Source organism: Myroides odoratus (genome assembly GCF_001549985.1).
GTDB classification, from domain to species: domain Bacteria; phylum Bacteroidota; class Bacteroidia; order Flavobacteriales; family Flavobacteriaceae; genus Flavobacterium; species Flavobacterium odoratum_A.
In genome coordinates, this window is the sequence record NZ_LROZ01000011.1 from 107,174 (window position 1) to 123,629 (window position 16,456).

14 protein-coding genes are annotated in these 16,456 nt (G+C 37.8%); 5 read left to right on the plus strand and 9 right to left on the minus strand.

Going from position 1 to position 16,456, the window contains the following annotated elements:
* Positions 1-2: 2 nt before the first annotated feature.
* From AWV75_RS12285 to AWV75_RS12300, 4 genes are all read right to left on the minus strand, one after another.
* Positions 3-233, minus strand: coding sequence for a ferredoxin (locus AWV75_RS12285; RefSeq protein ID WP_002988821.1), 231 nt, complete (start codon positions 231-233; stop codon positions 3-5).
* Positions 230-1,474: a peptidase U32 family protein gene (locus tag AWV75_RS12290; RefSeq protein WP_060874651.1), complete on the minus strand. Its 1,245-nt coding sequence runs from the start codon at positions 1,472-1,474 to the stop codon at positions 230-232. Before AWV75_RS12290 ends, AWV75_RS12285 begins: the two co-directional genes overlap by 4 nt.
* Before the next feature lie 11 nt (positions 1,475-1,485).
* Positions 1,486-2,844, minus strand: a complete 1,359-nt coding sequence (trhO, locus tag AWV75_RS12295) for an oxygen-dependent tRNA uridine(34) hydroxylase TrhO (protein ID WP_060874652.1) — start codon at positions 2,842-2,844, stop codon at positions 1,486-1,488.
* A 163-nt stretch (positions 2,845-3,007) separates the two neighbouring features.
* Positions 3,008-4,981, minus strand: coding sequence for a KUP/HAK/KT family potassium transporter (locus AWV75_RS12300; RefSeq protein ID WP_060874653.1), 1,974 nt, complete (start codon positions 4,979-4,981; stop codon positions 3,008-3,010).
* Between the two features lie 427 nt (positions 4,982-5,408).
* Between AWV75_RS12300 and recA the strand changes: the two genes are divergently transcribed.
* Positions 5,409-6,413: a recombinase RecA gene (gene recA, locus AWV75_RS12305; protein ID WP_002988814.1), complete on the plus strand. Its 1,005-nt coding sequence runs from the start codon at positions 5,409-5,411 to the stop codon at positions 6,411-6,413.
* A gap of 87 nt (positions 6,414-6,500) precedes the next feature.
* Here recA and AWV75_RS12310 read toward each other — a convergent pair whose 3' ends face one another.
* Positions 6,501-7,262, minus strand: a complete 762-nt coding sequence (locus tag AWV75_RS12310) for a lysophospholipid acyltransferase family protein (RefSeq protein WP_060874654.1) — start codon at positions 7,260-7,262, stop codon at positions 6,501-6,503.
* Positions 7,263-7,400: 138 nt separating this feature from the next.
* Between AWV75_RS12310 and trpS the strand changes: the two genes are divergently transcribed.
* Positions 7,401-8,378, plus strand: coding sequence for a tryptophan--tRNA ligase (gene trpS, locus AWV75_RS12315; RefSeq protein WP_060874668.1), 978 nt, complete (start codon positions 7,401-7,403; stop codon positions 8,376-8,378).
* Positions 8,379-8,426: 48 nt separating this feature from the next.
* Here the strand turns inward: trpS and dprA are convergent, their stop codons facing one another.
* Positions 8,427-9,536, minus strand: a complete 1,110-nt coding sequence (dprA, locus tag AWV75_RS12320) for a DNA-processing protein DprA (RefSeq protein WP_060874655.1) — start codon at positions 9,534-9,536, stop codon at positions 8,427-8,429.
* 173 nt (positions 9,537-9,709) lie between these two features.
* On the opposite strand from dprA, the gene AWV75_RS12325 reads away from it, so the two are divergent.
* The 3 genes from AWV75_RS12325 to AWV75_RS12335 all read left to right on the plus strand — a co-directional run bounded on the left by AWV75_RS12325 (position 9,710) and on the right by AWV75_RS12335 (position 12,025).
* Positions 9,710-10,636, plus strand: coding sequence for an SPOR domain-containing protein (locus tag AWV75_RS12325; RefSeq protein ID WP_060874669.1), 927 nt, complete (start codon positions 9,710-9,712; stop codon positions 10,634-10,636).
* Positions 10,637-10,715: 79 nt separating this feature from the next.
* Complete coding sequence (locus tag AWV75_RS12330) at positions 10,716-11,225, plus strand: acyl-CoA thioesterase (RefSeq protein WP_060874656.1); 510 nt, start codon at positions 10,716-10,718, stop codon at positions 11,223-11,225.
* 11 nt (positions 11,226-11,236) lie between these two features.
* A complete protein-coding gene (locus tag AWV75_RS12335) occupies positions 11,237-12,025 on the plus strand; it encodes a S1/P1 nuclease (RefSeq protein WP_060874657.1) in 789 nt (262 codons plus the stop codon).
* A 54-nt stretch (positions 12,026-12,079) separates the two neighbouring features.
* On the opposite strand, the gene AWV75_RS18505 is transcribed toward AWV75_RS12335, so the two are convergent.
* The 3 genes from AWV75_RS18505 to AWV75_RS12350 form a co-directional block, all read right to left on the minus strand.
* Positions 12,080-13,459 carry a hypothetical protein gene (locus AWV75_RS18505; protein ID WP_082711079.1) on the minus strand — a complete coding sequence of 460 codons (1,380 nt, stop codon included), beginning with the start codon at positions 13,457-13,459 and terminating at the stop codon, positions 12,080-12,082.
* A gap of 133 nt (positions 13,460-13,592) precedes the next feature.
* Complete coding sequence (locus tag AWV75_RS12345) at positions 13,593-15,506, minus strand: OmpA family protein (protein WP_082711080.1); 1,914 nt, start codon at positions 15,504-15,506, stop codon at positions 13,593-13,595.
* An 18-nt stretch (positions 15,507-15,524) separates the two neighbouring features.
* Positions 15,525-16,456 (minus strand): PorP/SprF family type IX secretion system membrane protein (locus tag AWV75_RS12350; RefSeq protein ID WP_317038694.1); only part of this gene is annotated, 932 nt, incomplete at its 5' end.

Here is a 16,456-nt window from a genome sequence, read left to right on the forward strand (position 1 = left end):
CTTTATACTTCTTTGACATTAATAATATGCACAGGGCATATTTTTTCTGCTTGTTCACAAGCTTCTAAAATGGTATAGTCTGGTGATTTCAAGGTGTGAAATCCTTTATTATTGACTGCTCTAAGCAATACTGTTTTACCGTCTTTCTTTGACATTTGAAATTGCTGTGGAGCAACTTCAACACAGTAATTGCATCCAATACATTTCTCGCGCTGTAAAGTAATTACAATCATTCTGTTGTTACAATTTTGTACATTTTATCGGACAAGCGCACACGGAATGGTAGCTTAATCGTACAATCATCCCCTTTGATGGCTTTTTCTGTGGCTTGTTCATTCACAAATAGTTCATCAATGGTCAATTCTTGTGCACCTGTACTGGGTCCAGTAATCAAAATACGATCGCCAACTTTAATGTCATAGGCTTCGATTTTGAACTCTCCAATAGCGGCTTTTTGAAAATAATGCGCAGCCTTACCAACATAAACTTTTTTCTGTGTGGCATTACTTCCAGGATTATCACTCCATTCTCCTAACTTCTGTCCTAAATAGTATCCACTCCAGAACCCGCGATTATACACTGTTTCTAACGCAGCCATCCATTCAGCTACTTTTTCTTTGCTATAGGTTCCTTCTGCAATCGCATCAATGGCTTCTCTATACGCGCGAATCACCGTTGCTACATATTCTGGAGCTCGACCTCTCCCTTCGATTTTCACCACTTTTATTCCAGCATCAATGACTTGATCCAAGAAATCAATCGTACATAAATCTTTCGGAGACATCATGTACTCATTGTCAATCTCAATTTCGAATCCGCTTTCTTGATCGATAACCGTATACTTTTTGCGGCAATTTTGTTTGCATGCTCCGCGATTGGCAGATGAATTATGCGAATGCAAACTCAAATAACACTTGCCAGAAACGGCCATACACAAAGCTCCATGTCCAAAAATCTCAATCTCCACTAAATTTCCCGAAGGTCCTTTGACCTGCTCACGTTCAATGGCTTCTGTAATTTTTTTCACTTGGCGCAAACTCAATTCGCGCGACAATACAATGGTATCAGCAAATAAACTATAAAACTTAACAGTTTCAATATTGGTCACGTTCAATTGCGTAGAGATGTGTACCTCTAAACCAATCGCTCTAGCTGAAGCAATTACCGCTTGATCTGACGCAATTACTGCGGTCAAATCAGCCTCTTTTGCTTTGTTAAGCAAGGTTTTTACTACAGACAAATCATGATCGTAAATAATCGTGTTTAATGTCAAGTAAGTACGTACCTTTTTCTCTTTACAACGTCTGGCTATTTCGGGTAAATCATCTACTGAAAAATTCACCGTTGAACGTGCGCGCATATTCAATTGATCTACTCCAAAATACACTGAATCTGCTCCGTTATCAATTGCAGCTTGCAACGATTCGAAGTTTCCAGCGGGAGCCATCAATTCAACTCTTCCTGAAACTGTCATAGCTTATATATTTAATCTAGTATTTTAAAGATTTGGTCGTTTTTACGCACGCGGAACCCCAGTTCCATTGTCATACGGTCACCCGCTTGTGCTACCGTAACCTCTTGTCCATTCACCAACATTTTCTCTAAAACCAAACGCTCATCTCCTGTTGTTGGCCCTACAATGGCAATTTTATCCCCTACCTGCAATGCTTTTTCCATCTCAAACTGCCCCACACTCGCCTTCGTAAAATAGTGTTGAACGGTTCCAACTAATTGCTTGCGCTCTACTTGTTTTTTGCGAATTTGAGTCACTGTACTCACTTTTACAGGTTGAATTTCAGCTGCTCCTTCTACATTCTTCTTGAATTTTAGCGATTCTGAACGTCCTTTTTTGAAAATTAAATTTCCTTTTTGAACGCCTTTTCTCAAATTCTTTTGTTCTTCAACAGGTAATTGAATCACTTCCAAACATTCAGTTGAACAACAACCGTGCATGTTTTCCGCACATTCATCACATTGAATGAACAACAAGTGGCATGCTTCATTGGCACAGTTTACGTGTACATCACAAGGTTTTCCGCATTGGTGGCAATTAGCAATTACATCATCCGTAATTCGCTCCCCTAAACGGTGGTCAAATACGAAGTTTTTACCGATGAATTTACTTTCTAACCCTTCATCTTTTACCTGACGGGTATATTCAATAATACCACCTTCTAACTGGTAAACATTTTTGAATCCATGGTGTTTGAAGTAAGCTGATGCTTTTTCACAGCGAATCCCTCCAGTACAATACATCAATAAGTTTTTATCTTCTTTGATTTCTTCTAATTGATCTTTGATAATAGGTAATGATTCACGAAAAGTATCTACATCAGGTGTAATAGCCCCCACAAAATGACCGACTTCACTTTCATAGTGGTTACGGAAATCCACTACAACCGTATTGGGATCCTCTAATAATTGATTAAATTCTTTGGCTCTTAAGTGAATCCCTTTATTGGTCACATCAAACGTATCGTCATTTAATCCGTCGGCAACGATTTTATTTCTAACCTTCACAGTTAGCTTTAAGAAAGACAAATCGTCTTGTTCTACCGCAACATTTAGGCGAATGCCCTTCATGAAATCATAGGCTTCCAACGTTTGGCGGAAAGCTTCAAATTTCGATGCGGGTACAGACATCTGTGCATTAATCCCCTCGTGAGCTACATACGTACGACCTAAGGCATCTAACGCATCCCATGCTAGGAATAAATCATCTCTAAATTGTTGTGGGTTTTCGATTTTGGCATACGCATAGAAAGACAAAGTCAAGCGGTTTTCTCCTGCTTGTTCAATAAGTTCTGCTCTTTCTTCTGCGCTTAATGTGTTATACAGTTGCATGCTATATAAATTTAAGTGTAGAATAAATAAAAAAACGAAGTGAAATTCTAAATGGAAGAATTTCAAAGGACAAAGATACGCTTTTGATTTAAAAAACAAATACTAAAATGCGAAAGGCTGATGTATATCCCTACACATCAGCCTTTTATAAAATTATACCTTTTTATTCTAAACGCTTCAAAGGCAGGTCTTCAATCGGATTAATAATCAAAGGAAAACGCTCTACTTTCACGGCACTACTATCTAATCCGAATGCCTTTTCTTCTGAAAGTGATATCTTTTTCAAGAAGTCATAGAGATCTAAAATAATCTTCTCCTTCATTGGTAAATCATTGTCGTAGGATAATTCTTTTTCAATCAACACATACTCAAAATCACCAATTGCATCAATTTTATGGAGGGATTCATAACGCGTAGTAATATCAATTTCGCCTTGCAGCATTAATTCCGTTACGACTTGTTTCATCAAGACATTGATGCGTTGTTCATTGCGGAATCCCAAGTAAAAGTCAATACGCAATATATTTTGATGTGTGCCATATTTGACGACTTTATATTCTAATTTATAGGGTTCATCCACTACATTTACATGGACAAACCAATAATTATCCGCTCGCTTTGGACGACGGTTAATGATGGAGAACATGGCTTTGTATTCAATTTTTGAGGGATTATGAGCATTGGTTAAATACACCAAGTTCGTCACGTATTTCGGCATGGTTTGGTCCTGACTTAAATCGGTCAAAATATCTTGATAATCCACGATATTCACCAAATCCGTATAGTTGCGTCTAATTTTTTTACCCAAGTAATTCACAGTCATAACTGACGCTAAAACACCAGCGATAATCACCGTTACATAGCCTCCATGTGAGAATTTTTGCACATTGGAGATAAAGAACGAGACTTCAATGGACAAATAGATAATTTCTACCAAGATGATAATGATAAGGGGTACTCGTTTGAGCACCATAAAATACCCCAATAAGATGGTTGTCATGATCATACAAAGGGTAATCGCCAAACCATAAGCCGCCTCCATATTTCCCGATTCTTTAAAGTGAAGTACCACAAAGACACAACCGATAAATAAAAGGAAGTTAATGGAAGGGATATAAAGTTGCCCTCTAATATTCGTTGGGAATTTTACGCGAACCTTCGGCCATAAATTTAATCGAATGGCTTCGTTAATCAAGGTAAACGAACCACTAATTAAGGCTTGAGAAGCAATAACTGCTGCCAATGTTGCAATTCCAATTCCAAAAGGCAAGAACCAATCGGGCATCACCAAGTAAAACGGATTTGCGGGTTGTTCTGAATGTGGGGATAAGTCCATCAAGGTACTTCCGGCATGCTCAATAAGCAACGCTCCCTGTCCAAAGTAGCTCAACACCAACATCGTTTTGACAAACATCCAGCTGATTCGAATATTTTTGATACCACAATGCCCTAAATCACTATATAATGCTTCGGCTCCGGTTGTACACAAGAATACAAATCCCAACACCAAATAACCTTCCGAATGAATGGTCAACAAATGAAAAGCATAATAGGGGTTCAACGCTCTAAGCACGCTTAGGTTATCAATTAAATGGCTAAAACCGAGAATACCAAGCATCAAAAACCAAATCATCATCATGGGACCAAAGAAACGTCCAATTGTTTTGGTCCCGAATTGTTGAATAAAAAAGATTCCAACTAATATTCCAATCACGATTGGTATCGTTGCTAATTCCGGTTGATAAATTTTAAGTCCTTCTACCGCAGAGGATATCGAAATCGGCGGTGTAATAATTCCGTCGGCAAGTAATGCACTTCCACCGATAATAGCAGGAACGATTAACCAAGGTTTCTTCAGCTTTTTAACTAACGTAAATAACGAGAAGATCCCCCCTTCCCCATTGTTATCTGCTTTTAATGTCAGAAAAACATATTTAATTGTAGTTTGTAACGTTAAGGTCCAAAACACACAAGAAATAGCCCCTAAAACAACTTCTTCTTGAATAATGGCTTTTCCCATGATGGCTTTCATCACATACAGCGGAGAAGTTCCAATATCCCCATAGATAATTCCTAAAGTTACTAATAGTGTGCCTAGTGATACGCGATCTAGATGCGTCGATTTTGATTGTGACATCACAAAATAAGATTTTAAATAATTGAATCCCGTGAACTTGACGTATAATTTCCACAAAGGTATAAACTAAGCAGATACAAAAACCAAATTAAATATGAAATTTACAATCAAACCCAACTATGGCAAAGAATTCCTAAATTACACCCCTACATTTCTATTTATTTTTTAGCCACATTATTGATTTACTAAAAAAATAACAGCGCTTAACTCTCAATACGCAGTAGATTTAGCTACAAAAAATCGCCACTTGAAGGAAAAAACGCAAGATTCTGAAGCTTCATAGGCCTCCCACAGTTCCCTTCAATTAAAAACAGAGCAATCAAAAACGCTTTTATTGCTACAATTTGTAGCATAATTACATTTCACTCAGATTCTCTAATATTTTTATCTTATTTTTACATCAGTTAAGAATCAATAGTTCAAAAAAATGAGTGCAGATAAAGAAGCTAAATTAAAAGCCTTACAGCTTACGTTAGATAAATTAGACAAAACCTACGGAAAAGGAACTGTAATGAAATTAGGAGATACAGCTGTGGAAGAAGTTGAAGTCATCTCTTCGGGTTCATTAGGTGTAGACTTAGCTTTAGGGGTGAATGGATATCCGAGAGGAAGAATAATTGAAATATATGGACCTGAATCATCAGGAAAGACAACCTTAACCTTACATGCAATTGCAGAAGCACAGAAAGCTGGAGGTATTGCGGCATTTATTGATGCGGAGCATGCTTTTGACCGTTTCTATGCGCAAAAGTTAGGTGTTGATATTGACAACTTAATCATTTCACAACCAGACAATGGAGAACAAGCGTTAGAGATTGCTGAAAACTTGATTCGCTCAGGTGCAATTGATATTGTTGTTATTGACTCTGTTGCTGCCTTGACTCCAAAAGGAGAAATTGAAGGAGATATGGGAGATTCCAAAATGGGATTACACGCTCGTTTAATGTCTCAAGCGTTGAGAAAATTAACTTCCACAATTAGCAAAACGAATTGTACCGTTTTCTTTATTAACCAGTTGAGAGACAAGATTGGAGTGATGTTTGGTAGCCCTGAAACGACTACGGGAGGTAATGCATTAAAATTCTATGCTTCTGTTCGTATTGATATTCGTCGTTCCACTCAAATTAAAGATGGAGAAAATGTAATTGGTAACCGCACTAAGGTTAAAATTGTAAAAAACAAAGTAGCACCTCCTTTCCGCACAGCAGAATTTGATATTATGTATGGTGAGGGAGTATCAAAAGTAGGTGAAGTATTGGATTTAGCTGTTGACTATGAAATCGTGAAGAAAAGTGGTTCTTGGTTTAGCTATGGAGATACCAAACTAGGACAAGGTAGAGATGCTGTAAAATCTTTGATTAAGGACAATCCAGAATTAATGGAAGAATTAGAACTAAAAATCAAAGAAGAAATTAAAAATAGAGAGGCTTAATTCAAGCTTTAAACATAAGAAAGAGCCGCTACATTAATTGATGTAGCGGCTCTTTTATTTTGCGCAATCGCGCTATACTATTTATTTCTACCGCTTCTGCCTTCTTTCTTCTTCCCATTTTGTAACCACTTGATAAATGCTTTGATATGCTTGATCTTTAATTCTCTTTTTGTGGTCTTGCCCAATTGCTTGGGTTTCAATTGGAGGTAAAATAACCACAGGCACTACACCTGGTTTACCAATACCCCACTGAAAAGGAAAGTAATATTTGAGGTAGCCCATAGCAATTGGAACAATTGGGATTTGATGGTCAATAGCCAAACGAAAAGCCCCATCTTTAAAACTATCCAATGCAATATTTCGATCATCAGGTACCCCTCCTTCTGGAAAAATACAAATACTCAATCCTTTATTGAGTTTATCTTGTGCACTTTGAAAAACTTGATACCTACTTTTTGAATCTTTACGATCGACTAAAATACAGGTCTTTTTATAAAAAAATCCGAATATAGGTAGCTTTGCTAACTCTTTTTTCCCTACAAAAACAAAAGGATTGTCTTTCACCAAAAGCAACATCATCATAATATCCATCATGGAGGTATGATTTGCAATGAACATATAACTCTTTCCTTTTTCTAACGGATAAACCTGCTCAATATGATAGGACATCCCCATACCATAAAAAGTCAATCTAGCCCATAAACGCGCTACCTTATAAAAGGCTGGATAGGTTTGATCAGACCAAATTGTAATAAGAAGTAAAGGGGATAACAAAAGTATAACTATGAGCATCCAGAGGTAAAACCAAAAACGCCATAAAACACTAAAAAACGTGCGGATGTATTTCATTCAACAATGCATTTTAAAATTGCTTGCAACCTATCAAAAGTAAAAAATAAAGAAATGTTAAACCAAGGAAAATCAAAAAAAGAAAAACAATCCCAACAAATGCTATATCTTTGCTATTATTATAAATACAAACACGCAATGGCTAAAATTCTAACAGGAGTTCAAAGTACAGGAACTCCACACTTAGGGAATCTCTTAGGCGCAATTCTACCAGCAGTAGAAATGGCAAACAACAAAGAGAATGAGTCTTTTATTTTTATTGCGAATTTACATTCAGCAACACAAATAAAAGATGCGAAAACATTACAGGAAAACACCTATAGTGTTGCGGCGACATGGCTTGCTTGTGGTTTAGATGTTAATCATGTAACTTTTTACCGCCAGTCTGACGTACCGCAAACGACTGAGTTAACTTGGTATTTAAGTTGCTTCTTTCCTTTTCAACGTTTAACCTTAGCTCACTCTTTTAAAGATAAAGCAGAGGTTTTAGCTGATGTCAACACCGGTTTATTTACCTATCCGATGTTAATGGCAGCAGATATTTTATTGTATGATGCTAATTTTGTTCCTGTAGGAAAAGATCAATTGCAACATTTAGAAATTACACGTGATGTTGCTGCAAGATTCAATCATCAAATGGGAGAGACTTTTGTTTTACCTGATGCAAAAATTTCAGAAGATGTTATGATTGTACCAGGCCTTGATGGAAACAAAATGAGTAAATCAAGAAATAACATCATCAATATTTTTGAAAACGACAAAGCGTTGAGAAAACAAGTGATGAGTATTGAAACAGATAGTACTCCGTTAGAAGAACCGAAGAATCCAGATACATGTAATGTATTTACCATCTATAAATTACTAGCTACCCCTGAGCAAATTGCACAGATGCGTGCGAAATATGAAGGAGGAAATTACGGTTATGGACATGCTAAACAAGAATTATTCGAACTTATTGTAGAGAAATTCAAAGATGTTCGTACAAAATACGAGTACTACATCAACAATTTAGAAGAAGTAGATCGCTTATTATTAGCGGGTGCATCAAAAGCATCAACAGTAGCAACAGCAACGCTAAATCGCGTTCGTGAAAAATTAGGCTACGCCGTTAGATAACAAAATAAGGGCACCCAAAAATTGGGTGCCCTCTTTTTTTACCCAATTTTACTTCACACATTCAAAATATTTTCCAGGCAACGGTCGAACGAGCCCTTGCAATTCCAATTGTAATAAAATTGTACTCACTTTGTAAATAGGTAGGCTACATTGGAGCGCAATATGATCAATCACCGCTCTATTCGTATCCAATAAAAAATCATATACGATTTTTTCCTCTCCATGGAGATCAACAAACAGTCGCGGCTGAATGACCGGAGTTGGTTTTTTATTCTTATCCCAATTCAACAACTCAATAAATTCCATCGGATCATTGAGCAGCTGTGCGCGATGTGTTCGAATCAACTCATTACACCCCTGACTCATAGGGTCGTCAACTCGGCCAGGTACAGCAAAAACATCGCGATTATAGTCATTCGCAAATGTAATGGAGCTCATGGAGCCACCTTTTCGCGCACTTTCTACTACAATTGTAGCTTGACTACTACCAGCAACGAGTCGATTCCGCTGAATAAAGTTTTCTCGATCCATTTTACTTTGAATGGGAAACTCCGTCCATAGCCCCCCTTTTTCCATCATTTTCTCCGCTATAGCGGTATGTTTCTCGGGATAAATCCGATGCAAGCCATGACCAAGAATTCCAAAGGTCTCCAAGCCAAAAGCCATGGCTTGCTGGTGCACACAAACATCAATTCCATAAGCTAAACCACTAATTATAATTGGATTATAGCTTTGTATCACTTCCATAAAACGCTTGCAAAAATCTAGTCCTCTAGAAGTTGGATTCCGAGTTCCTACAATACTCACCACATTTCGCATCGACCAATTGACTGGAACATTTCCCTTTGAAAACAACAAAAGGGGACTATCATCACATTGACGCAAAAAGTACGGATACTCCTTTGCTTGATAAAACAACGGTTGTATTGCTGCTTGCTGCATTAACTTCATTTCTTTTTCTGCCCAATGAACTCCCTTCTTTTGCACTATTTGCTGCGCCAAAGAGGCTGAAACCCGTTTTGCAACTAAAGCTTGATAAGAGGCCTCAAAGACCTCTTTCGCTGAACCAAAATTTTCAATTAGTCGCTTTCCTGTAATGGGTCCCACTCCATTCACTTTGGTCAAAGCTAAAGTGAATAACAACTCTTCTTCTCTCATTAAAAATATGTTAATTAATTAAATTTTATTACCTTAGTGCAGGTAACATCAAAAATCTAACCATTCAGTACCAATTACTTAAGAAGTAGTTGTTGGTCCCTAAAATTGTTAATAAAAAAATGCAGCTTATTATTTGCTAAACCATTGGTTTAGACTACTTTTGTACTATGAAGATGACTCAATATATATCAGCCTTATTATATCGCTATCCATGCGTTATTGTTCCTGGATTTGGTGCTTTTATCACTGAAATCCAATCGTCTTTTTACGATGTAGAAAAACAATTGTTTTTCCCTCCACAAAAGCGAATTTCTTTTAATAGAAATATTGTGAACAATGATGGATTGTTAGCGAATCACCTTGCTACGCAGGAACGCCTTTCTTATGAGGAAGCGGTTACGCGTATTCAAGCGATGGTTGCTGATTGGAATAACACCTTGACGTCATTTGACTCTTTAAACCTAGAATCAATAGGTATCTTCAGCTATAATGAAGAAAAAAGCTTGCAATTTGATCCTATTCAGAATCAAAATTACTTGGCTACTTCTTTTGGTTTATCTACTGTAGGAGTTCAGTCAATTCAAAGAGAAGAAACGCATTCTACACCAGTTGTTTCTATTGAAACGGCTACTGGAAAAACAAGACGTACGGCTACGTTCTTCAAATATGCTTCTGTTCTTGTGCTTACGCTGGGAATTGGAAGTGTTTTGGTTCAAAACGGCTATACAGCTTATGTTAATGATCAAACCTTGTCGATTGAGAACAACGTCCAATCACAGGTTCAAAATAAACTTCAACAGGCTACTTTCATCATTGAGCCTTCAATGGATGCTATTGCATTGCCTGTAAAAGATGAAACTGTAATTATTACCAAGCCCTACCATTTAGTAGCTGCTGCGTTCCGCAGTGAAGAAAATGCTGCCATTGAGGTTGATATTTTAAAGAAAAAAGGCTTTGAGCATGCTTCTTTCTTAGGTCGTACAAAATATGGAATGTATCCGGTGGTATATGGAAGCTTTGTGACACACGAAGAAGCGAAAGATGCCTTAAAGGAAATTCACCGTACCACCAATAAGGAAGCCTGGATTTTTATTAAATAATACGTTAAATATACCAACCGAACGCGAAACGTTCGGTTTTTTTTTGCTTTGTCTTTATCTTTGCTAAAAATATATTTTTATGAAGGCAAAATTAGTATCTGAATCCACTACTATAATCAGTGATTTAGTTCTTCCTGGAGAGACAAATCCACTAAACAATATGTTTGGAGGTGAACTATTAGCGCGTATGGACCGTGCGGCTGGTATTGCTGCTCGAAGACATTCAAGAAGAATATGCGTTACAGCCTCTGTCAATCATGTTGCTTTTAATAAACCAATTCCTTTGGGAAGTGTTGTAACGATAGAAGCTAAAATTTCAAGAGCCTTTACTTCGTCTATGGAAATCTATTTAGACGTGTGGATTGAGGATCGCGAATCTGGAAATAAAACCAAAGCAAATGAGGCTATTTATACCTTTGTAGCAGTTGATGATATGGGAAATCCAGTACCTGTACCGGAATTAATCCCTGAGACTCCTTTAGAGCATCAACGCTTTGAAGCCGCTTTGAGAAGAAAACAATTGAGCTTAGTATTGGCTGGAAAAATGAAACCTAGTGATGCTACCGAATTAAAAGCTCTTTTTAATTAATAAAACAAACAATGAGAAAAATTTTATTGGCTTTCGCTTTAACCTTTTGCTTGTTACAAACTACGGCAATCTTTGCTTGGGGAACAACAGGACATCGCGTTATTGCAGAGATAGCAGAAAGAAACTTAAGTAAAAAAGCGAAAAAAGAACTCAAAAAAATCATTGGTAATCAACAATTGGCTTATTGGGCAAATTGGCCAGATTTTATCAAATCAGATCCGACTTGGAAATTTGCAGATGGTTGGCATTATGTTAATATGCCTGGTGATTTAAGTCGTCTTGCTTTTGATCAAGAATTGAACAACTCTACCGATGAAAATCTATACAAACGAGCGCTGTTGATTATTGATGAATTAAAAAGCAACACTCTTACTTTAGAAGAAAAACAACAAAAACTGTATTTCTTGATCCACATCATCGGTGATGCGCATCAACCATTACACATCGGAAGATCAGAAGATTTAGGAGGAAACAGAGTAAAAGTAGAATGGTTTAGAAAACCAATGAATTTACATAGTTTATGGGATTCTGCTTTGGTTGATTTTGACAAATATAGCTATACAGAATATGCGACTGTTCTGGATATTCACGACAAAGCATACAACCAAAATTTGGTACAAGGCAGTTTAGAAGATTGGATTTTTGATTCTTATTCTATTGCCAATGTCCTTTACAATAGTGTAGAAGAAAATGAGAATTTAAGCTACCGCTATCACTTTGATTTCAAAGATACTGTAGAGGCACAACTTTTAAAAGGTGGTCTGCGTTTAGCGAAACTGTTAAACGAAATCTATAACTAACAAAAAAAGAGCAAGTTTTCACTTGCTCTTTTTTTTATTCTATTACTTGATGATTTATCTACTTCTTGAATAAGAGGAAGAAGATCCACTGCTGCTACTTCTTGAACTTGAGCTCGAACTTGACGAACTACGTGAATAGCTTGGACTACTGCTTCCTGAACTATAGCTTGACGAACTACGAGAGTAACTTGGGCTGCTGCTTGAATTATAACTCGATGAGCTACGTGAATAACTTGGACTACTACTTCCAGAATTATAACTTGATGAACTACGAGAATAGCTTGGGCTACTGCTGCTGCTCGAACTAGATCTTGAAGAGCTCGAACTGCTACTGCGGGAATAACTTGGGCTACTACTGCTTGAATTTGACGCATTCGAATTTCCACGAGAATAGTAGGTGTTACTTGTCCCATTCGAATTAGATGAGCTTCGTGAATAATTCGTATTGGAGCTTGAATTTGCACTACTGTTGCTGTAACCGCTTCTTGAATAGTTTGAATTACTGCTATTATCCGTTGTACTACCGATTGCTTCTCCTCTCTTGTATGAATTATCCGAACCTGAAGAATAAGATCCTCTAGAATAATATGTATTGTCTACGCGATTGATATCTCGTGTATTTCCACTTGTACTCGAAGAAGTAGTACTTCTCGAATATGAATTGCTATTATTGCTCGCCTCAGCATAAGCCGATCTAGAATTGGCTAATTCACGGCTGTTTGTATAGCCGTTATTTCGTTCGTAAAACGATTTATTGGGATTTGATCGCTCATAATAATCGCGTCGTACATCATTATACATGGTTCTTGTACTTCTGCTGTAGTAATTGTTTGTGTAGACATATCGGTTATTGTAATTGATATGATTATGCACATGGACTATATACGTTGGCGTTGGATAAGGCGAATAGTACGAATAGTATGAAGGATAATATCCCCAATACCACGAAGAGTAGTATGGACGATAGGATACACCCCAAAACAAGCTAAACACAGGAGGTGTGACTACATATACGGGTTCATAAATGTAATTGGGACCATATAAATAGCTATTTCCTACAATTTGCACAGAAACTTGATTACGGCGCTTATTTTTCTCAATTTCTATTGTAGCTACATCTTGATACATATCACGGCCTAAAACGGCTTGAATGACGATTAAATGGGCATTCCCTTCTACTACTTCAATCACGCGAAGGTAATCTACATATCCGTCCTTATTTAAATCTAAGTTATTGATGCGTAAACTAGGGTCATTTAGGCGGTATTCAAAATCCTCTAAGTCTTTTGAATCACCAAAAATAGAAGCAACGGCTTGTAGATCTAAGTTATCACTGATATCATAGTTCTGAGCGGTCACTACTGCATTTTGCGCTTGCACCGAAGTAGCAAACACAAAAAACAAGACGATTATATTATAATATAAAAACTTCATTTTCTTCTACTATTTAAGTTGAACAGCTGTTGTATTTCAAATAATGTGCCAACAAATTATAACCAAGGTACAAAAAAAGCCCTTACCGATATGGTAAGGACTTCTTAAAATATACTAAACTTAATTCTTTTAACTATTTGAGGATTACAAACTCACTACGTCTGTTGATTGCGTGCTCTTCTTCTGTACAGTTCGCTTTACAATCAATCTTCGGTACACTTGGTCCGTAACCTTGTGACTCTAAACGGTAAGCTTCAATGCCTTTTGACAACACATATTGAACCGTCGTTTTCGCGCGATTCTCTGATAACTTCTGGTTGTACGTCGCACTTCCGCGGTTATCCGTATGAGAACCTACCTTGATGCGCATCTGTGGATTGCGCTTCATTACTTTCACCAACTTATCCAACTCGATAGAACCTTGTTGGGTAATGTTGAAACGGTCAAACTCGAAGTAAACATCACCTAAGATAATCTCGTCTTTAGTCACAATTACCTCGATCGGACGCAAGCCTACATTAACTAACTGACGACCTCCCTTGCGGTTCAAAGGTACTTCTACAGCCTTCCCTTCAAAGTCATCCATGTCAACTTGTAAGTGGTAAAATTTCCCACAATCTACAACATATTCCACAATACCGCGTTGATCCGTAAACTTCGTCTCAATCAAGTTCTTGCGATCGTCATAGATATCCACACGAGCTCCTGTTAAGATCTTTCCGGTGTCTTTGTGTGTTACTGTCACATACATCTCCGTATTACAAACTGGTTTCGCTTTATAGATATCATCGCGTCCAATGCGGTTCGTGGAGAAGAAACCGATGTCTTTTCCTGGGTAGAAAGAAAAAGCAAAATCATCTTTCGCTGTATTAATCGGTGCTCCTAAGTTCTTCGGCTCTGCCTGTGGAATAGCTAAATCTACTACGTAAACATCTAAACCACCAAAACCTTTGCGGGAATCAGATGCAAAATACAACTTCCCATCCTCTGAAATAAATGGAAACGATTCGCGACCTTCGGTATTGATCTGGCTTCCCATATTCACCGGTGTACCATAGTTACCGTCCTCATCAATATCTACTTTCCAGATATCCGTGCTTCCCATCGTGCCTGGCATATCAGATGAAAAGTACAATGTACGACCATCTTTGCTCACACTTGGGTTACTTACTGAGTAATCGCTACCGTTGAAAGGAACTGGTTCAAAATCCGTCCATTTACCCTTCTTCTTGGTCGCTCTAAAAACGCTAACCTTACCTAGCTTCACGAGTTTAGCCTTGTTCTTGGTGTACTTCCCTGCACGGAAACTCTCCGTAGCAAAGTACATCGTGTGACCATCGCCAGTTACTGTTGCAGGACCATCGTGATACTTCGTGTTCAACTCTGAAACTGGCTCTACATCATACAACGGGTCATCTGCATTTTTATACTTCGCTTGAAAGATATCCAAGTACCCTTGGTTATCCCATCCGTATTTTTTCTTAGACTTGTTGCCCTTGCGCGTAGATGCAAAATAAAGTGTATCACCTACCGTTAAAAAAGCTCCGAAATCATTTCCCTGACGGTCATTGATCCCCGATTCCTCAAAGGTAAACAACTCCTCTTGCGCGCGTAAACGAGGAATGTAATCTGGCTCACGCATAAAAGCAATCGCACGTTGATCCTCCGGGTTGCGCTCTGCGAATTTACGCATCGCAGCATTAGAAGAATCATAACGACCACTTGCCTTAAGCATCTGAGCATAGCGATAGTAAAGTTCCGAATCTAAACTCGGATCCTTCTCCAAAGCCTTCCCGTAGTACTTTGCTGCTTCTACTGTATTGAAGATGTTGTAATAACAATCAGCCAATTGTAAATAAATATAATTATCTGTCTTCGCACCGCGAATTAGCTTCTGGTATACTTTTGCCGCATCTACAAACTCATAGTGCTTGTAGTGATCATCGGCAATCTCTAAGGGAGTTTTGATCGGCTCCTGAGCACTCATACTCTGAGTAGCTAAGAATCCGCCCAATAACAGCGCTAAATAAACCTTTCTTATTTTCATTGTATTCTTTTTATGCTATTAGAAATAACGAGATGAACTTGACACTTTCTTAGACAAGAAGATATCATAAAGCACCATAAACTCATGAGAGCCTTTAGCCACTTTGTTGATATCAGAGGTGATGTAATCATACGCATAACCCACGCGCAATTGTGGAGTAACACGGTAGTTGATCATACCCCCAACAGCATCTTCTAATCGGTAACTAACCCCTGCCTCAATCTTGTTCAAATACATCACGTTCATGTTCAAGTCAAAAGAAACGGGTGAGTTCAACGCGTATTTGATCATGGTCGAAGGTTTCAACTTCCAATCTTGATCCAAATCAAAGACATAACCCCCATTCAAATACATGTGAATCTCGCGTTGTCCAAAGTTCTTCCCATCGTAGTTCAAATAGTATTCTTTTATCATATTGGGTACTCCTAAACCGATAAAGTATTTATCCGTATAGTAGTACGCTCCAATACCTGCGTTGAAAAGCGTAGACTTGCTATCCTCTCCAAATGCAGGGTCATTGGGATCAATGGTATAACCATCTCCAATATCAGAAAACAAATTAGAACTGTGAAACGTAGCTCCTGCTTTGATACCCAAGGCTAATTTATGAACGCCACCTAACTCCAAAGTATAAGAAAAATCTCCGTAAATATTGTTCTCCGTAACAGGACCTATGCGGTCATTGATAAAAGACAATCCAACACCAACTTTCTTACCTACACGACTGTTGATGAAAAAAGTCCCCGTTTCAGGTGCTCCATCAAAACCAGCCCATTGTTTGCGATACAAAGCTCCCATAGAAACAGCATCCTTAGATCCCGCATAAGCCGGATTCACAACACTCATATTATACATATACTGCGTGTATTGTGGATTCTGTTGGGCTTGCACTTCTAGGCAACTAAGTAAACTCAGCACTCCTAATGTTAAATATATTTTCTTCATATACG